The organism is Methanoculleus sp. UBA303 (assembly GCA_002501655.1).
Taxonomy (GTDB): domain Archaea; phylum Halobacteriota; class Methanomicrobia; order Methanomicrobiales; family Methanoculleaceae; genus Methanoculleus.
Map to the genome: position 1 here is coordinate 87814 of DANY01000035.1, position 21518 is coordinate 109331.

General features: G+C 64.7%; 17 protein-coding genes. 15 read left to right on the top strand and 2 right to left on the bottom strand.

Annotated elements, in window-relative coordinates; genetic code table 11:
* The first annotated feature begins 427 nt into the window (after positions 1-427).
* The 11 genes from BP846_RS08730 to BP846_RS08780 all read left to right on the top strand — a co-directional run bounded on the left by BP846_RS08730 (position 428) and on the right by BP846_RS08780 (position 13427).
* Positions 428-1384: a tRNA(Ile2) 2-agmatinylcytidine synthetase gene (locus BP846_RS08730; RefSeq protein ID WP_292394479.1), complete on the top strand. Its 957-nt coding sequence runs from the start codon at positions 428-430 to the stop codon at positions 1382-1384.
* Positions 1368-2261: a methanogenesis marker protein 11 gene (mmp11, locus tag BP846_RS08735; protein ID WP_292394481.1), complete on the top strand. Its 894-nt coding sequence runs from the start codon at positions 1368-1370 to the stop codon at positions 2259-2261. Before BP846_RS08730 ends, mmp11 begins: the two co-directional genes overlap by 17 nt.
* The gene (locus BP846_RS08740) at positions 2243-3214 is read left to right on the top strand and encodes a radical SAM protein (RefSeq protein WP_292394483.1); all 972 of its coding nucleotides are present in this window, start codon (positions 2243-2245) and stop codon (positions 3212-3214) included. The genes mmp11 and BP846_RS08740 overlap by 19 nt, the downstream gene beginning before the upstream one ends.
* The gene (locus tag BP846_RS08745; protein ID WP_292394485.1) at positions 3211-4491 is read left to right on the top strand and encodes a thiamine pyrophosphate-dependent enzyme; all 1281 of its coding nucleotides are present in this window, start codon (positions 3211-3213) and stop codon (positions 4489-4491) included. The genes BP846_RS08740 and BP846_RS08745 overlap by 4 nt, the downstream gene beginning before the upstream one ends.
* Positions 4463-5593 carry a homocitrate synthase family protein gene (locus tag BP846_RS08750; RefSeq protein WP_292394487.1) on the top strand — a complete coding sequence of 377 codons (1131 nt, stop codon included), beginning with the start codon at positions 4463-4465 and terminating at the stop codon, positions 5591-5593. The genes BP846_RS08745 and BP846_RS08750 overlap by 29 nt, the downstream gene beginning before the upstream one ends.
* Entirely contained in the window at positions 5590-6801 is a 1212-nt protein-coding gene (locus BP846_RS08755) for a 3-isopropylmalate dehydratase large subunit (RefSeq protein ID WP_292394489.1), read from the top strand. The genes BP846_RS08750 and BP846_RS08755 overlap by 4 nt, the downstream gene beginning before the upstream one ends.
* Complete coding sequence (locus BP846_RS08760; RefSeq protein WP_292394491.1) at positions 6801-7271, top strand: 3-isopropylmalate dehydratase; 471 nt, start codon at positions 6801-6803, stop codon at positions 7269-7271. The genes BP846_RS08755 and BP846_RS08760 overlap by 1 nt, the downstream gene beginning before the upstream one ends.
* Positions 7268-8089 (top strand): DUF7714 family protein, encoded by an 822-nt coding sequence (locus BP846_RS08765; RefSeq protein WP_292394493.1) that lies wholly within the window; start codon positions 7268-7270, stop codon positions 8087-8089. The genes BP846_RS08760 and BP846_RS08765 overlap by 4 nt, the downstream gene beginning before the upstream one ends.
* Positions 8067-9035, top strand: coding sequence for an isocitrate/isopropylmalate dehydrogenase family protein (locus BP846_RS08770; RefSeq protein WP_292394494.1), 969 nt, complete (start codon positions 8067-8069; stop codon positions 9033-9035). The genes BP846_RS08765 and BP846_RS08770 overlap by 23 nt, the downstream gene beginning before the upstream one ends.
* A 25-nt stretch (positions 9036-9060) precedes the next feature.
* Positions 9061-9909 (top strand): deoxyribonuclease IV, encoded by an 849-nt coding sequence (locus tag BP846_RS08775; protein ID WP_292394496.1) that lies wholly within the window; start codon positions 9061-9063, stop codon positions 9907-9909.
* Between the two features lie 311 nt (positions 9910-10220).
* Positions 10221-13427 (top strand): PKD domain-containing protein, encoded by a 3207-nt coding sequence (locus BP846_RS08780; RefSeq protein ID WP_292394498.1) that lies wholly within the window; start codon positions 10221-10223, stop codon positions 13425-13427.
* Between the two features lie 42 nt (positions 13428-13469).
* Here the strand turns inward: BP846_RS08780 and BP846_RS08785 are convergent, their stop codons facing one another.
* The gene (locus BP846_RS08785; protein ID WP_292394500.1) at positions 13470-14693 is read right to left on the bottom strand and encodes a hypothetical protein; all 1224 of its coding nucleotides are present in this window, start codon (positions 14691-14693) and stop codon (positions 13470-13472) included.
* A 120-nt stretch (positions 14694-14813) separates the two neighbouring features.
* On the opposite strand from BP846_RS08785, the gene endA reads away from it, so the two are divergent.
* The 4 genes from endA to pheT are packed head-to-tail and all read left to right on the top strand — an operon-like array spanning position 14814 to position 20196.
* Positions 14814-15824: a tRNA-intron lyase gene (gene endA / locus BP846_RS08790; protein ID WP_292394502.1), complete on the top strand. Its 1011-nt coding sequence runs from the start codon at positions 14814-14816 to the stop codon at positions 15822-15824.
* A gap of 10 nt (positions 15825-15834) precedes the next feature.
* On the top strand, positions 15835-17103 hold the full coding sequence (locus BP846_RS08795; RefSeq protein ID WP_292394504.1) for a tryptophan--tRNA ligase: 1269 nt from the start codon (positions 15835-15837) through the stop codon (positions 17101-17103).
* Complete coding sequence (locus BP846_RS08800; protein ID WP_292394506.1) at positions 17094-18539, top strand: phenylalanine--tRNA ligase subunit alpha; 1446 nt, start codon at positions 17094-17096, stop codon at positions 18537-18539. Before BP846_RS08795 ends, BP846_RS08800 begins: the two co-directional genes overlap by 10 nt.
* A gap of 1 nt (position 18540) precedes the next feature.
* Positions 18541-20196 (top strand): phenylalanine--tRNA ligase subunit beta, encoded by a 1656-nt coding sequence (gene pheT, locus BP846_RS08805; RefSeq protein WP_292394508.1) that lies wholly within the window; start codon positions 18541-18543, stop codon positions 20194-20196.
* Here pheT and hisF read toward each other — a convergent pair.
* Positions 20138-20944: an imidazole glycerol phosphate synthase subunit HisF gene (gene hisF / locus BP846_RS08810; protein WP_292394510.1), complete on the bottom strand. Its 807-nt coding sequence runs from the start codon at positions 20942-20944 to the stop codon at positions 20138-20140. The genes pheT and hisF overlap by 59 nt on opposite strands.
* Positions 20945-21518 lie beyond the last annotated feature (574 nt).

The following is a 21518-nucleotide window of genomic DNA, read 5'->3' on the forward strand; positions in this document are numbered from 1 at the left end:
GGGGGGGGGGCTACAGATACGTTCTATGAGGTGGAGACAGGGGAGGGGGGAGACCCCCCTCCCCGTCAGCCCCGCCCCCTATGGCGATATCCCCTCGAAATCCGTGTTACGGGTTTGCAACGCAACATTTCTGAAGGGGCGGACTTAGGCTTTAGGCTTAGGGATGTTTCATGTGACTAAAGTGAGGTTGAGAACCTCTGAGGTATTCGAACGCGCCCCACCCGCTCGATCCCGCCGTGAAGGAACCGGCCCCCTCTCTCATGCAACATCACCCCCTGCGCCTGCGGCGAGGGACCCATGCACATAAGAGCCTCTTTCACCCGCTACCCCCTCCTGAGTTCGTTCCCCGCCGTCCTGCCCCTCCCGATCGATCCTCTTAAATATCGTTATCAACGATAATCTTGTTAACGATAATTTCGGTGACATCATGATTACGCTCACACCCAACGACGTCAGGGCCCGGTTCGGGCCGTTATTCTCGATGAAGTACCTCGCCATGGTCGACCAGAAATCCGGTCTTGCGGAGATCCACGAGCATTGCCGGGCCCGGGGGACCATTGAGTGGGATGCGGCGAACCGGATACGGGCGGGGGGGGCTATCCAATCCTGCCACGTCGAGGGCACGACGATGACGATGCTCGCCCGGCTGGGGGTATCCCCGGCGAAGTTCGGGGCGGCCGGTCGGGAGATCGGTGGGCAGGCGCTCGAGGGTGTCGAGGTCAGCGGGGACGAAGTGGTGACGACCTGGTCCGGGATCGCCGGAGCAGGGGTCGGCGTCGCCGCCTGCCTGGCCCAGGCACCGGGCGTGACCCGGGCGGAGTACCCAACGGATGATGACCTCCGGATCGGCGGCGCCCGGGTCTGCCGGGTGCGGATCGTATCGCCGCTCTACGAGAAGGTGACGATCGGGATCGACGACACCGATACCCGCGAGGAAGGTGCCACATGGGTGCTCGCGCTCAAGTGCGCTGAGGCTTGCACCCTTGATGGGGTCGAGTACCTGGACATGCGCCTCGTGCAGCTGAACCCTGCGGTCCCGAAGAAGACCACCAACTGTGTCGGGTCCGCCCTGAACTTCGCGGTCCGTCCCGGGAGGGTGGACGCGCTCCTTGAGTACGTCCGCGACTTCGTCGAATCTCAGGCGGTCAGTAACGACACCGGCATCGCCGTTTACCGGGGGATTGCGTTTGCCGAGGAGTCTCCCTACCTTAAAAGGGTCAAGACCGAACTCCTGACGGTCGATGACGCGGAGGCGGAGGCCGCACGGATGGGCGTCCGGTTCATCGACTCAAACGCACGTAAAGGCAGGATAGGAGCACTGGGCGCCGTTCTCTGGGGGAACAAGGGCGTTGAAGCGGCAGGACTCTATGGTGAGACTCTCTGATCCCTACACGATACGGTATCCACAGATTGTGGCTGTGGCCGACGAGAGCGCCGAGCAGGTAGAACTCATCGAGTTCTTCGACTGCACCGGCGGCGCGATGTGGGTGAAGCGCCACTATGCGCAGAGCCCGCTCGTCCGATCCGTCCGCACCGTGGGGGCGACCAACCGCTACCTCCTCCGGACCGGCAATGCTGACCTCGCGCTCGAAGGCTCGGTCTTCCCGGCGGGGATCGCCGCCGTCGCTGTTGAAGGCGACGAGATCGCCGTCACCTACCGGGGCCTCGGCGGCGGCGGTGTGGGGGCATCCATCTGCCGTGCCTCGGCACCGGGCGTCGTCCGCTATAGAAGCGACCCTGCCGGCGGGGGACGACTCGCAGGCTCGACGATCTGGCTTCCCCACCGCGAGCGGGTGATCATCGGGGTCGACGACACCGATACCCCTGAGGAGGGCGCCACCTGGACGCTCGCGCACAATATCGCACGGGCCGTCGAGGACGACTATTCCCGCTATCTCTCCCATACGATCGTCCAGCTCTTTCCTGTCCCTTACCGGACCAAGAACTGCGTCGCCATCGCCTGTGAGTTCGCCACCTCAGACCCTGACGGGCTGGTCCGGTGCTACCGCGATTACCTTGAGGAGTACACGCTCTCGGAGGAGACCGGGATGGCGGTCTGGCGGGGATTCGACCCGTCGCCGCTTGAGGAGTTCGGCTGCCGCGTAAAGCAGGGCGAGGTCTCGTCCGACGACCTTGCCGCCCTCGACGACGCCCGGCTCTCCGTCATCATGGGCGGCCGGGGCGCGATCGGGGCGGCGGCGGCGATCCCGTTCGCCACAAGGTATGAGGAGGCGTTGGCGTTATGGAATGGAGACGGCTGAAAGCCCGGCTGCTTGAGGCAGGTTCGGTTCGCCTCTCCGGCGAACCTGCGGACCAGTATGTATCCCGTTCGACCGCCGGCCCCTCGGCTGGGACGTCCGGCTCGCTCTTCTTCTCCACAGGTGGTGGCCGGCGGGCCCGGGTCGGTATCGACGTGGCGAGTCCCATCGAGGTCGTCCACCGGGGGGGAGGTGAGGCGGACCTCTTCATCGACGGTGAGCGGGTTGGCGGCCGGCTCGAACCCGCCGCTCTTCACTGCCCCCGCCAGGCCTACATCACGGTCAGCGGGACGTGCATCTTCCACTGCCGCTACTGTCCGGTGCCGGATCTTCCCGGGCGGAGGAAGGAGGTCGGAGAGATCGTGGAGATGGTCGGGAGTGTGGCCGACCGGATCGATGCCATCGCGATCACGAGCGGCGTCGCCTCCTCGATCGAGGAAGAAGAGGCATACGTCCTCGACGTCGTGGCGGCGCTCGCGTCGTTCGGCCTTCCCATCGGTGTCTCGATCTACCCGGGCCTAGAGACCCCGGCCCGGCTCCATGCTCTCGGCGTTGTCGAGGTGAAGTTCAACATCGAGGCGGCGACTGCGGCACTCTTTCGCGAGATGTGCCCCGATCTCTCCTGGGAGGCGGTCTGGGAGGCACTCCGGTGCTCAGTACCGCTCTTCGGGAGGGGCAGGGTCTTCTCGAACGTACTCGTCGGCCTCGGGGAGACCGACGAAGACCTGAAGCGGGTGATGGAGGAACTCGCCGCTACCGGGGTAATCCCGGTCCTCCGTCCGCTCAACCCGGCGGCGTCTCTCACCGGCCAGCCCCGGCCATCCGCCGACCGGCTGCTCGCGCTCTGCAGGGTCCACGAGCAGATCCTCCGGGAGGCGGGGCTTGATCCCCGCCGGGCGCTGACGATGTGTCCGGCATGCACCGGGTGTGACCTTGTACCCGGGAGGGACACATGAAGGGCACGGAGGCGCTTGCGCTCGCGCTCCGGCTGTCTTCCGACCGCTGCTACGCCGTCCCCGGCTACCCGGTCTCAGGGCTCGCGGAGCGGGCGGGGGCCGCAATAACCGTGAACGAGAAGGTGGCACTCGAGTACGCCCTCGGCGACTCGCTCTCCGGTCGCCGGGCCGCCGTGGTCGTCAAGCACGTCGGCCTCAACGCCTGCGCGGACCCGCTGGTGCACGCCACCGCGCAGGGTCTCCGGGCGGGCGTCGTGGTCGTCGTCGGCGACGACGTGCGCGCAGTCGCATCGGACGTCACGCAGGACTCCCGCTACTACGGCGAGGTAGCCCGGGTTCCAGTGCTGGAACCCGACGGCGAGACCCTCGGCCCGGCGGTCGAGGCGGCTTTTGAGGCTTCGGAGACCTTCTCCCGGGTTGCCATCGTCAGGGTCACGCCTGACCTCCTGGACGCGGATGTGCCGGAACCGTCCCCTCTCCGCAACAACCGGGAGGGAAGCCTTGCGGACCCCACGCTCACGATGGCCGGACGGGCGCTGGCGAGCGACCGGCGGACGGCAGCCATGTTTGCCTGGTCGCGGTCCTCGCCCCTCAACCGGTTTGCCGGTGGCACCGTCGGTGCAGGCCCCGCGGGCGGAGCGTCCCGTGCGGTCAGCATCTACCCGCCTCCGGCTGACCCGGATGCGCTCGCCCTGACCCGGGAACTCGGTCGCCCCTTCCTCAGAGAGCACCGGCTGCTCGTCCCCCCTGACCCCGCCGGGGAGCCGGAACGGTACTCCTCCCGGGGCTACTGCCGGACGTTCTGTCGGGACTGCCCGTTCCACCCGGCGTTTGCCATCCTCTCCGAGCGCAAGATGCAGGCCGTCTGTGATGCCGGGTGCGCGATTCTTGCGATGAACCCACCCTACCGGGTAGGGATCGCCACCTACGGGCTGGGGTCATCGGTTGCCGTGGCGGCGACCAGCACCGGGGTAGCGCTCACCGGCGACTACGCGCTCCTGCACTCAGGGCTAAACGCCCTCATCGACGTTTACGAGCGTCGACTTCCGCTCCTCTGTATCGTCCTCGCGAACAACCGGATGGGCATGACCGGCGGTCACCCCGTCCCTAATATTCTTCGTTACATCACCTGGGCGGACCCGGTTGTCTGCGCCGCAGACGACGTCAGGAAACTTCGCGGGGCCCTGGTCCCCCCGCAGGGACCCCGGATGGTGGTGATCGAAGGAACCTGCCCTGAGGGTGCACACCATGAAACCGTGGCATATCGAGATCTGTGATGTAACACTGCGAGACGGGGAGCAGACTCCCGGCGTCTCGTTTACCCGTGATGAGAAGATGGCGATCGCCGTAGCGCTCGATGAGATCGGCGTGGAGGTGATCGAGGCCGGGTTTCCGGTTGTATCGGCGGCGGAGAAGGAGTGTGTCGCGGCCATTGCCGGGAGTGGCCTTGACGCGCGGGTCTGCTGCCTCGCACGGGCGCTCAAGCCCGATATCGAGGCGGCCCTCGACTGCGACGTTGACATGGTCAGCATCTTCATCGCCACCTCCGACCTCCACATCCGGCACAAGTACCGGAAGTCCCGTGAGGAGGTGCTCGAGGACGCCCTCGATATGGTGGAGTTCGCCGCCGACCACGGCGTACAGGTGCGGTTCGCGGCCGAAGACGCCTCACGAACCGACCCTGCGTTCCTCGTCGAGATGTATACCAGGGGCGTCGAGTGCGGCGCTGATCTCGTCAGTTTTGCGGATACGGTCGGGTGTCTCACCCCGCTGGAGATCCACGCGGTCGTCTCCCGGATTCTCGATGCGGCCCCTCACCCGCTCTGCATCCACTGTCACAACGACCTCGGGTTTGCGGCGGCAAATACCATCACTGCCGCAGCCGCCGGGGCGTTTCAGCTCCACACTACCGTCAACGGCATCGGAGAGCGTGCCGGGAACGCGGCACTCGAACAGGTGCTGGTTGCCCTGCGGATGAAGGGCGGCGTCGACCGTTACGACCTCTCACGGCTGCAGGAGATCTCACGGCTGGTCGCCCGGTGCTCGGGCGTGGCCCCGGAGCGTACCCGGCCGATCGTCGGCGAGAATGCCTTTGCCCACGAGAGCGGGATCCACATCGCCGCCATCCTTGAAGACCCCTCAACCTATGAGTCCATCCCCCCTGAGCTGGTGGGCGGCGAGCGGCGGTTCGTCCTCGGGAAGCATACCGGGAAGCGGGCGCTTGAGCATATCGCGAATGCTTACGGTTTTGACCTCTCCGACCGGGAGGCACGGTGGGTGCTTGAGCAGATCAAACTCCGGAGCGAGGGGAAGTGCAGTGTCACCCCGGAGGTGCTCTGCGGGTTCCTCAGGCAGGCAAAGGAGGGAGTTCTCCAGTGAGCACGCTCTCAGAACGGATCCTCGGTGCGCCGGCAGGGGCATACGTGGACCGCGAGGTCGATATCGCCTTTGCCCATGACGGGACCGGTCTCCTCACCCGGGAGGCGCTCCGGGAGATGGAAGTGGAGCGGCTCCCCCACCCTGAGCGCCTGCGCCTGATCTTTGACCACATCGTCCCGGCGAATACCGGGATGACGGCGACTCTTCAGGCGGAGCTCCGCGAGTATGCCCGGTCCTCGGGGATAGAACTCTCGGACGCCGGAGGGGGGATCTGCCACCAGGTGATGAGCGAAGGGGTCGTCCGGCCCGGCATGATCGCCGTGGGCGCCGACTCTCACACCTGCACCCTCGGCGCCCTGGGCGCGTTTGCCACCGGAATGGGGGCGACCGATATGGCGGCGATCTGGGCGTCGGGAGCCACGTGGTTCCGGGTTCCGGAGACGATCGCGGTCAGGCTCTCCGGCAGGCTCGACGGTGCGGCGGAGCCAAAAGATGTCGCCCTCGCTTACGTTGCAAAACTCGGTATGGAGGGAGCGACCTACCGTGCACTGGAGTTTGTGGGTGACGGAGCGGCAGGAATCTCCATGGACGGACGGCTGACCCTCTCCAACATGGCTGTCGAGACGGGGGCGAAGGCGGGGATCTTCTACGCCGACGGGGTCACCGTCCGCTACCTCGCGGAGTACGGCGTTACGGCATCCCCCCAGACACCGGAGGACTGCCGTTACGAGCGGGAGGTCGATATCGACCTTTCCGGCATCGTGCCCCTTGTTGCGGTCCCGCCCCGGGTGGATACCGTCCGAGAGGCGGAGGAGGTCGCGGGTACGCACCTCGACCAGGTCCTCGTCGGGACCTGCACAAACGGCCGCTACGACGATCTTGCCCAGTTCGCCCGGGTCGTCCGGGGTAAGCGGGTAGCAGTCCGCACCCTGGTCGTCCCCGCCTCGCGGGCGGTGCTTGCCCGGGCAATCGCCTCCGGCGTCCTTGCCGATATCGTTGATGCAGGGTGCATGGTGATGCCGCCCGGGTGCGGGCCGTGCCTCGGGGCGCACGCCGGCGTGCTCGGAGAGGGTGAGGTCTGCCTCTCCACCGCCAACCGGAACTTTAAGAACCGGATGGGCGTGGGTGGCGATATCTACCTCTCGTCGGCTGCTACCGCCGCCGCGAGCGCTCTCGCGGGCGAGATCGCCGTGCCGGAGGCGGTATAATGCAAGGAGTTGGGCCGGCGGTCTGCCTCGGAAACGACATCGACACCGACGTCATCATCGCCGGGCGCTACCTCCGGACGAAGGACCGCTCAGTCTGGGCGGAGCACGCCTTCGAGGACCTGGATCCCACGCTCGCCGGCCGTCTTTCAGGCGCAATCATCGTCGCCGGGAAGAACATGGGGTGCGGGTCGTCCCGGGAGCAGGCGGTGGTCGCCCTCCGGGAGGCCGGGGTGGTCGGGGTCGTTGCCCCCTCCTTCGCCCGCATATTCTTCCGGAACGCCATCAATGTCGGCCTGCCGGCGATCGAGGCCGAGGTCGTCTGCACCGATGGCGCTCACGTCGCCTTCGACCTCGATGCAGGATGGGTAGAGGTGGATGGGGAGCGCTACCCCGCCCGCCCTCTCTCGGAGAAGATGGTCGCGATCCTCCGGGCCGGAGGGCTGGCCCCCTACTGGAGGTCGTGCCGGTGATATTTCCTTTGCACTGCAAGTATGTCGGGTCTGCGACCGACACCCCATACGGGGACCGGGCCTACTTCCTCTCGCGTTACCTGGTCAGGGAGACTGCCGGCGGCACGGAGGTGCTTGAGGTGAAGACCGACCCGGACGAGGCCGGGTTGATGCGGAGCGTGCTCTCAGCCCGGGTGCTCGCCGCCGGCGATGATGTCTACCGCTACCCGGATCACGTGAACATCCATGATCGAGCATTCTTAATACTGGCGGCGATGCGTTCCGGGCACCGCTGCACCGTATTCACCGGCCACGACGAGCAGACCACATTCGTGCTCGACCCGGACCTCTCGGGGTTCCTCCGTATCCACGTCTACGACATCACCCCGCCCCGCCCCCACCTCTCGGCCACGCTTCGCGACCTGGAGGAGACCGGGCTCTTCGGCGACCTTGAGGTCATCTTCGAGCACCACGTCCGGGATATCCGGGAGATCGGGGCCGACGTCTATCCCTGCCGTGCGGCCGGTTTCCCCCGCACCCTTGATGCGGATCCGCTTCGCCCCGGCGACCGGGTCGCGGGGTGCCTGACGGGGAGAGACCTGGTACGGGAATGTTACGGCGAAGGGGTAACGGTGGAGAACATCTGCCCGGTCGAAGCGGTGACGGCCGAGCCTTTCATCGCCCGATGCTGCCGGAGCGAACGGGGGGGTCTCGGGCTTCGGAGCGGTCGACTCGGCGTGGTGGTCCACTGGGGCGCGTCACCCCGGACAATCGCAGAGGCGGTCGTTGACGTCGTTACCGCATGGAGGGAGTCTGATGGTGAAGGTAGCGGTCGTTGAAGGCGACGGCATCGGGCACGAGGTCGTCCCCGTCGCCTGCGATATCCTCGCGGCCGTGCGCCCGGACATCGAGTTCTTCGAGGTTGAGGTGGGGTACGGGCGGTGGGAGCGGACCGGGAGCGCCTGCGGGGAGGAGACGATGGCCGATCTCCGGTCGGCGGACGCCATCCTCTTTGGGGCCGTCACGACGCCGCCTGATCCCGGCTACCGGAGCGTTCTCCTCCAGATCCGCCACGATCTCGACCTATACGCGAACGTCCGCCCGATTCAGGGCGAGGGGGTCGATATCATCATCGTGCGGGAGAACACCGAGGGGCTCTACTCCGGCATTGAGTGGACGGAGCCGGACCGGGCCTGCACGGTCCGGGTCGTCTCCCGCCGGGGGAGCGAGCGGATCGCCCGGTATGCCTGCACCCTCGCGAAACCCCGCCGCCACCTCACCGTCGGCAACAAGGCGAACGTGCTGAAATCGGACTGCCTCTTCGTCGAGATCTGCACGGCGGAGGCTCTCCGGGCCGGGGTTCCCTGCAGGGCCACCTACATCGACGCCCTCTGCCTCGACCTCCTGATGCACCCGGACCGTTACGATGTGATCGTGACGACCAATATGTTCGGGGACATCCTCTCCGACGCCGCCGCCTACCTGGTGGGAGGGCTCGGCATGCTTCCGAGCGCCAACATAGGAGAGCGGCATGCTCTCTTTGAGCCCGTGCACGGGAGCGCCCCTGATATCGCGGGAAAAAACGTGGCGAACCCCATTGCGGCGATCCGGAGCGCCGCGATGCTGCTCTCCCACCTCGGCGACCCTGTATCCGGAGCAGCCGTCGAGGAAGCGGTCTCGCGGGTGCTCGGGGCAGGCATCCGCACCCGCGACCTCGGCGGTGCCGCCGGCACCCGGGAGTTCGGGGCAGCGGTGCTCCGCGAGGTCGGACGGAGGAAGACCTAAACACTTCTGCGTCGAGGACTACGCTATGGTGCTGGTAGGATGCCACGTCTCCATCGCCGGCTCGATCGATCTCGCGGTCGAGAGGGCCCGCGAGCGGGGTTGCGACATGTTTCAGATCTTCTCCCGGAATCCCCGGGGCTGGAAGGCGAAGGACCTCGACCAGGGGACGGCTGATGCGTTCAGGACGGCGGTGAGTGCATCTGGCCTTGGCCCGGTCGTCGACCACATGCCCTACCTCCCGAACCCGGCCTCGCCCGACGACGAAATCTATGATAAATCGGTCGCAGCGCTCACCGGAGAACTCCGGCGATGCGATCTGCTCGGTATACCTTACCTCGTGACCCATCTCGGGCACCACCGCGGCGCCGGGACCGAAGCAGGGCAGGAACGGGTTGTCGCCGCCATCAACCGGGCACTCACCGATGCCGGGGAGGGCGATGTGATGCTGCTCCTCGAGAATACCGCCGGGGAGAAGAACAGCGTGGGGTCGACCTTCGCTGACCTCTCCCGGATCCTGGAGGGGGTCGATGCGGCTGAACGAATCGGGATCTGTTTTGACACCTGCCATGCGTTCGCCGCCGGCTACGACCTCCGGACTGCGGAGGGGATCGAGGTGGCGTTCGGGGAGGTCGATGATCGGATCGGGCTTGCTCGCCTCCGGGTCGTCCACCTCAACGACTGCAAGGGCGATCTCGGAGGCGGGCTTGACCGGCACGAGCATGTCGGGCTTGGGTCCATCGGGGAGGAGGGGTTCCGGCGCATCCTCCGCCACCCAGGCGTCCGGAGCCTCCCCCTCATCTGCGAGACGCCGGTGGACGAGCGGCGGGACGATGCCGGGAATATCGCGAAGGTCCGGGAACTCGCGGGCGCATGAGCGCCCCCAGGCCGCTCGCCACCGGGGGTACTGTGTCCAATTGTGTGGAGCGAAACCTGCCTCCGTTTTTATTTTCAAACTATTATAATAATGCCCGATATCTGCGTTAAAGCCGCCCGCCGCAAGGGATATATATTTATGTCACTATCCTGCAACTCACGAACCCTTTAATCCGGCGGGATACCGGCAATTCTCCGGCACTCCGCAGGATCTCCGTTTGCATGCCGGTGGAGGAGGGCTACCTCTCCACCCCGCCTGCAGACACCATCGCATGGGACGAAAGGGGGCGTTCTCATCGTGGTGATCAGAGAATGGCTGAATGTAAAACGCTGATATTAGTCTGTGCCGTCATCGTCATCGGACTGCTGGCGCCGCCCGTTCTGGCGGTGGAGGCGGCCCCGGGGGATACGGTACTTTTCTGCACTGCCCGGGGATCGCAGGAGCATCCTGATATAGACGGGCATATGGTCGTCTGGGAAGACGGCCGGGACGGGAAATATATCTACTACTCCACCGCTCCCGGCAGCGGAGGCCGGAGGATTACCGGTGGCTACGCCGAGCAGCGGTACCCGTCCGTCTCGGGGAATTTTATTGTCTGGGAGGATCGGCGACACGGGAATTGGGAGATCTACCTCTTCTCGCCCTCCGGCGGGGAGAGGCGGATCACCAACAGCACGACCAACCAGAGGATGCCCGTCGTCCACGGGGACCACGCCGTCTGGTACGATACGCGAGAGGGGGGTGTCGATATCTGCCTCTACAACATCGAGACAGGCCGGGAAACCTATCTTGATTGCTCGCCGGTGACCGAATGGAAGCCCGCGCTCTCGGATGAGTACGTCGTCTGGGAGGAGATCACCGGGGGCGGCGACATCTGGACGTACGATATCCTGACCGGAAAGAAGCAACGGATCACCCGGAACGATGCGCGGCAGGCATACCCGGCGATCTCCGGGACCCGGATCGTCTGGGAAGACTACCGGAACGGACTGCCTGATATCTATATGTACGATCTCGATGATGGCCAGGAATATCGCATCACCGACGATCCTGCCGCCCAGGTCTCTCCGGCGATCGGCGGGGACCTCATCGCCTGGGAGGATAAGCGGGGCGGACTCTGGGATATTTACCTGTACGACCTTAGTATCGGGGTCGAAATGTCGGTCTGCACCGCCAGGAACGAACAACTCTTTCCGTCGGTCTCCGGGGACAGGATAGTCTGGCAGGATAAACGGAGCGGAGAATGGAAGGTCTATATCTTCACCTACACCGGCGGAGCACCCCCGGAGGCGGAGTTTTCGGCAGACCCGGCCGCTGGCACGATCCCGCTCACCGTCCGGTTTATCGATCGGTCCACCGGCAGCCCGGAGGACTGGAAGTGGGAGTTCGGTGACGGGGGTTCGTCGACGGAAAGAAACCCGGTGCACACCTACAAGAGCCCCGGTGAGTATTCGGTCTCGCTCAGGGTGAGCGGCCGGTTCGGGTCCGACACTGTCACAAAGACCGGTCTTGTCCGTGCAAAATTGCCGAGACCCCCGGCCGCCGGTTTCTCCGCCGCGCCGGTATCGGGGGGTACGCCTCTCGTCGTGCAGTTCACGGACAAATCGGCGAACAGCCCTGCCACCTGGCTCTGGGACTTCGGGGACGGCGCAACATCGAACGACCGGAACCCGGAGCATACCTACGCGGCAGTCGGGACCTACAGCGTCAGCCTGACCGCCGGCAACGCGGCAGGCAGCGCGAACATCACGAAACCTGCCTACATCACTGTTGTCGAGCCTCCGATAGCCTCGTTCCAGGCCGATACCCTGAACGGGACCGCACCGTTCACCGTCAGGTTCTCGGACACCTCGACCGGCGATGTTAAAGCCTGGTCATGGCGTTTCGGTGACGGCGGGACTTCCTCCGCGCAGAACCCGGAGCACACCTACCTCGCCGCCGGCACCTACACCGTCTCGCTTGAGGTCGAGAACCCGGCCGGGAGCGATACCGAGACGAAGAGCGGCTACATCACCTTGATCGGGCGGCCGCTCGCGGCATTCACCGTGAACGCGACGGTTGGGACCGCCCCGCTCGCAGTCGGGTTTGCGGATGCATCAGCGGGGGACCCGGCATCATGGTCGTGGGTCTTCGGTGACGGGGGATCGTCTGCCGACCGGAACCCCGTTCACGAGTACCAGGCGCCCGGGACCTATACCGTCTCCCTGACCGTTGCAAACGATGCGGGAGAGAACACGACGGTTCGGGCAGGCTACATCACGGTCCTCGAACCGCTGACCGCAGACTTCACTGCCAACGTGACCCGGGGGGCCGCCCCGCTCGCGGTCGGGTTTGCGGATGCGTCGGTCGGGAAGCCTGCGTCTTGGTTCTGGGACTTCGGCGACAAAAAGACTTCTACCTTACCTGATCCTGTCCATGTATTCGAAGAACCCGGGACCTATACCGTCAGCCTGACAATCTCCGAGGGCGGTAACAACTCCACGAAAGTCCTGCAGATCCGCGCCTTTGGCCCGCCCGCCGCAGGGTTCAGTGCCGTGCCTCTCAACGGGACGGCCCCCCTCACGGTTACGTTTACCGATACGTCTGCCGGGGAACCTTCCTCCTGGCTCTGGGACTTTGGCGACGGTGCAACGTCAACCGACCGCCATCCCTCGCACACTTACACCGCTGCCGGGAACTACACCGTCAACCTGACCTCAGGGAACGTCGCCGGGAGCAGCACCACGGTGAAGACCGGGTACATAATCGTCCGTCCCGCCCCGGCAACGCCGACCCCGACCTCGACGCAGACATCGACAGGCGGCGGTGGCGGCGGTGGCGGCAGTTATGGCTGGGTAAACCAGGGCTGGAGCACGCCGGCTCCGACCCCTACCCCTACCGCGAACACGACATCGACCGCCGTTCCCGGAGAGGCTGAGCCCGGCCGGCTGCCCCTCGGGGAGACCGGTCTCGTGGAACGGTTCGTCCGGGTCAGCTCGCCTGACGGTGTTGTGAGCCTCGCCATTGTGGAGGGCGTCAGGGCGGTTGACGCCGCCGGGAACCCGCTTCGCGCGGTGACCATCGAGCATCTCGATTCGGCTGACGTACCCCCGGTTCCCGGCGTGGGGGCGTATGCGTTTGCCGGGTATGCCTGCCTCCTTGGGCCGGAGGGGGCCGCCTTTTCACCGCCGGTGACCCTGGCATTCAACTTCACGGAGGGAGAGTGGGATACAGTCTCCGGCGGGCAGAACAGGCTCGTGGCGCAGTGGTACAACCGGTCGACGGAGACCTGGGAGGAGGTCCCCACCACCATCTATCCGGAGACGCGGAGCATCGCGGCCGAAGTGTCACATTTCAGCCTGTATGCGCTCTTTGTCGAAGTTCCCGGTGGCGGCGCGGCGCAGGTGGTCGCGGCCGGCAACCTCCCGCAACCGGAGACCGGCCCGGATCCCGGGTATGCGCACCTTGTCCCGGGCCTTCTTGCCCTCATCATCGTGGGGGCGGGGGCGTACCTCTACTACCGGAAGGGAAACTCCTGAAACATCTTTGAAGCAGCAAAAACGTGAATGAGGGATGGAGGGTTATCCTCTCCGCTTCCTTCCCGCGAGCAGGAGGAGGAGCGCCGCCCCGGCCGCCGCCGCACCGAATCCCGGTGCCGCCGGGGTGGGTCCTGCTGTCTCCTCGAGATTGACCATCCAGGCGGCGCTGGTGTCGGGTGCTAGGAACCGGATGCCTGCAAGGGTGTAGCCGCCGGGAGCGCTACAGGCCGCGTAGACTCTGGCGCCCGGGAACGTCGTGTTCCACTGGACTGCCCCGTCCGCATCGGTTCCGAGGGCGAAGCCCTCCCCGCTTCTGATATCAGTGCCTGCGACCATGTATCCCCCGGCGGGTCGCAGGGCGACGGCGTAGCCGGCGAGGCCCTCTATGTTCCGGATCCAGATCTCCTCACCCTGCGCGTCAACGAGACCATACCAGTAGTTCCCGGAGTAGACGAACCCGCCGTCGCCGGTCTCCTTGACATCGAAGATGACTGGCGCCGCGTAATTCTTCTTCCAGAGTATGTTGCCGTCGGCGTCGAGACGGACGAGGAAGGCGTCCCCTCTGTCGTTGTTGAAGGGTGACTTTGTGCCCCCGATGATGTACCCTCCATCGGCGGTCATTATGCCTGTGTTCGCGGCTGCGCCGGGGAATGTCCGGTTCCAGATAGGCGTGCCGTTGCTGTCGGTCTTCGTTATGACCGCGGTCGTGTCATCGGCCGACCCTTGGGGGTTCCAGAGCCATCCGGTGACGACGTATCCGCCGTCAGCGGTCGGCTGGACAGCCGAGACCTTCTCCCACGGCAGAACCTGTCGCCACTCCTCCTTCCCGGCGGCGTCGGTCCTGATCAGGAGCGAACTGCCCTGGTGGGTGAAGTTCTGCTCCGACCCGGTCGTGGCGTTGTAGCCAGCGACAATGTAACTCCCATCGGCGCTCTCTGCAACAGAGACTGCCGCCATGGCGGGCAGCCTCTGCATCCATACCTCGTTCCCCCGGCTATCGGTCTTTGCGAGCAGCAGGTCTTCCCTGCCCCCGAAGAGCTCCGTAAGGGCAGAGCCGAGAGCGATGTAGCCGCCGTCCGCGGTGCTTGCAACGGCATCGAATTTATTGTTCTCCTCCGGTGAGAATGTCACATTCCAGGCGACCGGTGGGGCGGTCTCTGCCGCAGAGGCAACCACGGTCGTCAGCATCACTGCGATGAGCAGTGCCGCCATGATCATCCCCGGCTGCCGGAAGTATCGGTATCGTTGTGTCATGGAATCGATCATTGGTGCGGTGCAGCACGCAAAAAACATAGTGGTTCCTCCTCCTGTGTGTCGGGTGCCCTTGCCCGTGTACCGGCGTGCGGCAATCCATTAATGAACGTGAACTCCCAATAGTTCTAGCACGTGTTGGCGACATTTGACGGAACCTGGGTGCGCCTCGGTAGCGAAGGACGCACACTCTACGAGCAGGGCGGCTATGGCAGACTGGAGGGAACCGGTCTCCGGCTCTCTCCGGAAGAGGCGCTCTACCTCATGGAGCGCAACAAGATCGATGTGAAAGATTTCGGCTTTGACACCCTGCTCGGTCTCTTCGCCGGCCAGCCGAACTTTGTCCGCAGGTATCTCGTCTACCGCGACATCCGCGAGCGGGGCTACGTGGTTCAGCCCGGCCCGCACGACTTCCGTGTCTTTCGTCGCGGCCATAAGCCCGGGGTCGGAAAGTCCCAGTACCTGATCCGGGTCCTCTCCGAACGGGACCTCATAGACTTCGAGCAGGTGAGCCAGGACGTGCTCACTGCGGTCAACATGAGAAAACAGTACCTCCTCGCGGTCGTGGACGACGAGGACGAACAGACCTACTATGAGGTGCGGGTGCAGGACCTTCCGGGGCTCGGGGAGCCGGCCGGGTGCAGCAGACCGGTCGAGGCCTCCCTCTTCGGGACCTATGCGCTGGCTCACCTACCCCCGGGAACCCCGCTCGAAGAGGACTGGTACGGCAAACGGCTCGACACCGAGAGGTTGCTGCTCCGCCCGGTCGAATCGATCTTTCTCATGCGCCAGCAGTGTCTCTCGATCACGCGGGATGAAGAGCCGATGACCGCAGAGCAGTTCCTCGATGCGGTGGCGGAGAAGGATGTCGAGATCCGGGAGAAAGAACGGGTCTTCTCCGACCTCCGGGAGAAGGGCTACATCCCCCGGACCGGATACAAGTTCGGCCACCACTTCCGTGTCTACTCCGGGAAGAAGACTCACTCCGAGATGCTTGTCCACGCCATTCCGTCCGGGACCTCCACGCCGATGAGCGCCGTCTCCCGCTCGGTCAGGCTTGCTCACAGCGTCAAAAAGAAGATGTTGTTTGCCTGCATATACAATACCGATATCAGATACGTCGAATTCGCCCGAATAAAACTGTGAGCGTCAGATCATGCAGTCCGGAATGAATCCGTGGTCGAGTAACCAGACCATCGATGTGGATCGACTCTTTGCCGAGTTCGGCATCGGGCCGATCGGTGAGGTCGCGCGAAGGCTTCCCGAGGTACCGCCGTTTATGCGCAGGGGTGTTGTCGTCGGACACCGGGACTACCAGCTGGTCGTCGATGCCATCCGGAACCGCACCCCGTTTCATGTTCTGACCGGCTTCATGCCGTCGGGTCTCCCGCACCTCGGGCACCTGATGGTGATGAAGGAAGTGGTCTGGCACGTCCAGCAGGGGGGGAACGGCTACGTCGCCATCGCGGATCGGGAGGCGCACGCAGTTCGCGGCATCTCCTGGGAGAAGTGCCGCGAGTTCGGCCGCGAGTACCTCAAGGCCCTCTTTGCCCTCGGGTTTGAGGGCACGACCTACTACCAGAGCAAGAATGAGCGCTTAAAAGATCTCGCGTTTGAGGCCTCCACGAAGGTGAACTTCTCGGAACTGGCGGCTATATACGGGTTTGGGCCCGAGACCTCACTCTCCCACGCCATGAGCGTCGTCACCCAGGTGGCCGACATCCTCTTCCCGCAGCTCGATGCGGGGCCTGCTCCAACAGTCGTCCCGGTCGGCCTCGACCAGGACCCACACATCCGGCTCACCCGGGACGTGGCCTATAAACTTAGAATGTTCACGGTCGAGGACCGTGGTGACCACATCAGTGTCCGGTCGAAGAACGCACCGGCAGAGGCCCTTGAGGCCGTGTGCCGTGCGTTCCCGGGCTCGAAGAAGTACGCGGGCCACGTAGACGTCAGGGGCCTGCCGCCGGCCCGGGTGGAGAATGCTGTCCGGGAGATCGAGATCGCCCATGGGGGGTTCGGGTTCTACCTGCCCTCATCGACCTACCACATCTTCATGCCCGGACTCCAGGGCGGAAAGATGTCGAGCAGCGTGCCTGAGAGTTTGTTCGGGTTCTACGAGTCCGACAGGTCGGTCAAGAAGAAGGTTATGGCGGCGCTGACCGGCGGGCGGATGACGCTTGAGGAGCAGAGGCGTCTTGGGGGCGAGCCTGACCGCTGCTCGGTCTACCTCTTAAATCTCTTCCACATGCTCGAGGACGACGTGGAACTCGCTGACCTGCGCCGCCGGTGCGAGAGCGGCGAACTCACCTGCGGGCAGTGCAAGAAAGAGACGCTGGAGCGTGTGCAGGCGTTTCTCGTGGATTTGCGGGATAAGATGGATGCAGTCGAACACCTTGCAGAGGAGGTGGAACGGTGGAACTGACGCTGAATGAGAAGAAACTTCTGGTCGCCCTGGGCCCGGTCGGGTCGGCCGACGTGGCCACCCTTGCGGACCTGATGGATACCCGCCGGGAGGCGGTGGTGCAGTATGCGAACCTCGCCGGCGAGCGGGGGCTTGTTGATGTGGAGAAGCACGTCTCCCGGCGGTATACCCCGACTGCGGAGGGCCGGGCCTACGTCGGGAAGGGCCTCCCCGAGCGGCAGGTGCTCGAGAGTTTCGGGGAGACGATCCCGATGCGGGATCTTCAAGCGCACCCGCTTGCAAAGATCGGGATCGGCTGGATGCGGAAGAAGGGCTGGGTCGTCATCCGGGACGGGGTCGTGCAGAAGACCGGTAACGCCTTCCCGGGGCCCGATGAAGCCGCGTTTGCCCGGGTGAGCGAGAACGGCGCCGTCGAGGACGGCGAGGGTGTCACCGACCTCGCAAGACGCGGGCTCGTGCAGGAGGAGGAGACCGTCACTTACACCGTCTTGATAACGCCCTCGGGCCGGGAACTCCTCGCTAAAGGGCTTGACCTGCAGGAGGAAGTGGGCACGCTCACCCGCGACCAGATCCTCTCCGGTGCGTGGAAGGACCTCCCCCTCCGGCGCTACAACGTGGATAAACTCCCGAAGCGCGCCTACCCCGGGAAGACCCATCCCTACCAGCGCCTCCTCGACGAGATGCGCCGCGTCCTCCTCGATATGGGGTTTACAGAGATGGCGGGTGGGATCGTGCAGAGTTCGTTCTGGAACTTCGACGCTCTCTTCCAGCCGCAGGATCACCCGGCGCGTGAGATGCAGGACACCTTCTTCCTCGGCGAACGCTGGCCGCTCCCGCCAGGGTATGAGCATATCCGCGATATGCACGAGCATGGCGGCGAGACCTCGTCAGCCGGGTGGGGAGGCACCTGGAGCGCCGCAAAGGCGGAGCAGTGTGTGCTTCGGACCCACACGACGGGCCTCTCCATCCAGCACCTGGCGGAGCACCAAAAGCCCCCGGTGAAGGCGTTCTGTATCGGCAGGGTCTATCGGCGGGAGGCTATCGACCCCACCCACCTCGCGGAGTTCGAGCAGCTCGAAGGCATCGTGATGGACGAAGGGGTCAACTTCCGCCACCTCCTTGGATACTTAAAAGAGTTCTACGGGAAGATGGGCTTTGAGAAGGTCCGGTTCCGCCCCGGCTACTTCCCCTACACCGAGCCCTCCGTGGAGCCTGAAGTCTATGTCGACGGCCTCGGCTGGGTGGAACTCGGCGGAGCGGGCATATTCCGGCAGGAAGTGACGGCACCGTTCGGGATCGAGCACCCGGTGCTCGCGTGGGGCCTCGGGATCAGCCGGGTGGCGATGCTGAGGCTCGGGCTCCGCGATCTCAGGCAACTCTATCGGAGCGACGTCGAGTGGGTCCGGGAGACGCCCACCTACGGCGGGAGGCGGTGATATGGCGATAATCACGTTACCCTACCGGTACATGGAACGGCTGACCGGGACAGACCGGCAAACGATCATCGACCGTGTTCCGATGATCGGCGCCGACATCGAGCGGATCGAGGAGGATCATGTGGACGTCGAGTTCTTCCCGGATCGGCCGGACCTCTACTCCGCCGAGGGTGTCGCCCGGGCGATGCGCGGGTTCCTCGGTATCGAGGAGGGGCTCCCGGTCTACACCGTCCGCCCTTCCGGCATAACGTTTTCTGTCGATCCCGGCCTCGCCGATATCAGGCCGTGCCTCGCCTCAGCGGTGATCCGGAACGTCGACCTCGACGAAGAGGCGATCGAGAGCCTGATGAGCCTCCAGGAGGCCCTCCACTGGGCGGTCGGTCGCGGTCGGGGCAAGGTGGCGATTGGCGTCCATGACCTCGACGCGGTCACGCCGCCCTTCCGCTACATCGCCTCCCCTCGCGACCGGTCCTTCGTTCCGCTGGACTTCGAGCGGGAGATGACCCTTGAGGAGATCCTCACCGACCATCCGAAGGGCCGGGATTACGCCCACCTGGTAGAGGGCTTCTCCCGGTTCCCGCTGATCGTCGATGCCGGTGACCGGGTGCTCTCCTTCCCCCCCATCATCAACGGCGAACTGACGAGGGTCACGACGGCGACCAGAAATATCCTGCTCGACTGCACCGGCACCGACAAAAAAGCGGTGATGACGGCGGTGAACATCATATGCACAGCGCTCGCCGAGGCCGGGGCGACGATAGAGATGGTCACCGTCGACGGACGGGAGATGCCCACGCTCGCGCCGGCAGAACGGGTTGTATCGGTCGAGGAATGCGCCTCCCTCCTCGGCCTCCCCCTCTCGGTGCAGGATATGACGCGGCTCCTCGGCAGGATGCGGTTCGGTGCCGAGCCCGACGGGGACTCGCGGGTCAGGGTCCTCGTCCCCTGCTACCGCTCAGACATCCTCCATGACTGGGACATCTTTGAGGACGTGGCGATCGCCTATGGCATCGAGAACTTCGATGCCGCCCTCCCGGCAACCTCTACCGTCGCAGAGGAGCACCCGATCACCGCTATAGCGAGGGCCGTCCGATCGGTGATGGTCGGCCTCGGCTACCTTGAGATGATGCCATTCACCCTTACGAACGAGCGGGTGCTCTACGAGAATATGCAGCGAGAACCCTCCCCCGGAACCCTGCGGCTGCTCCACCCGATCAGCGAAGAGCAGACGGTGGTCCGGACCGACCTCCTCGGGCTGCTCCTGGAGATGCTCCTGGCGAACAAGCACCGTGAGCTCCCGCAACGGCTCTTTGCGGTGGGCGATGTGGTCGAGGCCTGCGTAACGTATCAGAAGGTCGCCGCGGTCAGCATCCACCCCGCGGCTGACTTCTCCGAGGCGTATGCGGCGGCGGATGTTCTCTGCCGGGAACTCTCGCTCCCGTACACGGTTGTCGAGTCGGCTGACCCCGCATTCCTCGACGGCCGCCGCGGGGATGTCATCGTCGGTGGAAGAAGAGTCGGGGTGTTCGGGGAGATCCACCCGGCGGTCCTGAACGCGTTCGACCTCGAGCACCCGGTGGCGGCGCTCGCGCTCGACCTTACAGCCGTACCGGGATACCCCGTCCCGCCAGGTACTCCTTCACCTGGCGGACAGTGAACTCCCCGTAGTGGAAGACGCTTGCCGCGAGGCAGGCGTCAGCCTTCCCTCTTGTAAACCCTTCGTAGAAGTGCTCGAGCGTGCCCACGCCGCCACTCGCGATCACGGGGATGCCGACCGCCGCTGAGACCGCCGCGGTGACGGGGATGTCAAACCCTTCCTTCGTCCCATCGGTCTCCATGCTGGTGAGGAGGATCTCGCCAGCCCCGCGCTCCTCGACCTCTGCTGCCCAGGCGATAGCGTCAAGTCCCGTGGCCCGGCTCCCACCGTGGGTCACGACCTCGTACCAGCACTCCCGCCCGCCGGCGAGGGTGATGGGGGTCTTCTCCGGCTTCATGTCGTAGTTTCGCCGGACGTCCGCGGCGACGACGATACATTGGGTGCCGAACCGCTCTGCGCCCCGCGAGATCAGTTCCGGGTCCTGGACGGCGCTTGAGTTGATGCTCACCTTATCCGCGCCCGCCCGAAGGATCTGCGTCATGTCGTCGATTGTCCGGATGCCGCCGCCGACGGTGAGCGGGAGGAAGAGTTCGTCCGCCGCCCGCTGCACGACGTCGATGATCGTGCGCCGCTGTTCCGTCGAGGCAGCGATATCGAGGAATACCACCTCATCCGCACCCTGCTCGTTGTAGCGCTGGGCCAGCGCGACGGGATCGCCCGCGTCGCGCAGCCCGACGAAGTGCGTCCCTTTGACTACCCGCCCGTCCTTGAGGTCGAGGCAGGGGATGATCCGCTTGGTCAGAACCATGGGTAATGGTTTTGGGGCAGGAGGTGATGAGGGTTTCGAGGTGCGACCGTCGGAACGACAGGAGCTCGAACACCGAAGGTGCGCAGTGTGACACCCTGAAGGAGGGGAGCAGGATCCCGCGAGGCTGCGGCGTCGACGTTCCACGGGAACGGAACGTGAGATCCCTGGGATTCTGAAGACATTTAGGGGGATGAACGGGGCACGAGATGGTCGTGAGTCTCCCCTTCCCGACGGGGATCCAGAGCCGGTCGCACCATGGATATGCAGGGTTCGTGCCGTTAGCCTTGTGTTCCAGAACTGTTTCCCTCTCAGGAGGGCTGGCGAATTGCGATATCCAATAGTTCTGATTCCGTTTTCTGCAGCTTCAGGAAGGCTATGCCATGAATGCGCTTGGTTTCAGTTGTACTGTTTCTATCCAGCACCTCTGGATCTCTACAATGCAATTGGGCTATATGTTTACCCAGAGAACGCTACCTATATGTTGGATTGCCTCGTGGAGGTTCACAGGCGGTCTGATGTTTGATCAACGCAAGGAAAAGTGAGTGATGTTCATCCCACTCTCGACAGCCGGATG

What these genes read in the sequence shown, in the direction of transcription:
- BP846_RS08730 (WP_292394479.1), top strand. Translation starts at nt 428, where the DNA reads ATGATTACGCTCACACCCAACGACGTCAGGGCCCGGTTCGGGCCGTTA.
- mmp11 (WP_292394481.1), top strand. Translation starts at nt 1,368, where the DNA reads ATGGTGAGACTCTCTGATCCCTACACGATACGGTATCCACAGATTGTG.
- BP846_RS08740 (WP_292394483.1), top strand. Translation starts at nt 2,243, where the DNA reads ATGGAATGGAGACGGCTGAAAGCCCGGCTGCTTGAGGCAGGTTCGGTT.
- BP846_RS08745 (WP_292394485.1), top strand. Translation starts at nt 3,211, where the DNA reads ATGAAGGGCACGGAGGCGCTTGCGCTCGCGCTCCGGCTGTCTTCCGAC.
- BP846_RS08750 (WP_292394487.1), top strand. Translation starts at nt 4,463, where the DNA reads ATGAAACCGTGGCATATCGAGATCTGTGATGTAACACTGCGAGACGGG.
- BP846_RS08760 (WP_292394491.1), top strand. Translation starts at nt 6,801, where the DNA reads ATGCAAGGAGTTGGGCCGGCGGTCTGCCTCGGAAACGACATCGACACC.
- BP846_RS08770 (WP_292394494.1), top strand. Translation starts at nt 8,067, where the DNA reads ATGGTGAAGGTAGCGGTCGTTGAAGGCGACGGCATCGGGCACGAGGTC.
- BP846_RS08775 (WP_292394496.1), top strand. Translation starts at nt 9,061, where the DNA reads ATGGTGCTGGTAGGATGCCACGTCTCCATCGCCGGCTCGATCGATCTC.
- BP846_RS08780 (WP_292394498.1), top strand. Translation starts at nt 10,221, where the DNA reads ATGGCTGAATGTAAAACGCTGATATTAGTCTGTGCCGTCATCGTCATC.
- BP846_RS08785 (WP_292394500.1), bottom strand. Translation starts at nt 14,693, where the DNA reads ATGATCGATTCCATGACACAACGATACCGATACTTCCGGCAGCCGGGG.
- BP846_RS08795 (WP_292394504.1), top strand. Translation starts at nt 15,835, where the DNA reads ATGCAGTCCGGAATGAATCCGTGGTCGAGTAACCAGACCATCGATGTG.
- pheT (WP_292394508.1), top strand. Translation starts at nt 18,541, where the DNA reads ATGGCGATAATCACGTTACCCTACCGGTACATGGAACGGCTGACCGGG.
- hisF (WP_292394510.1), bottom strand. Translation starts at nt 20,944, where the DNA reads ATGGTTCTGACCAAGCGGATCATCCCCTGCCTCGACCTCAAGGACGGG.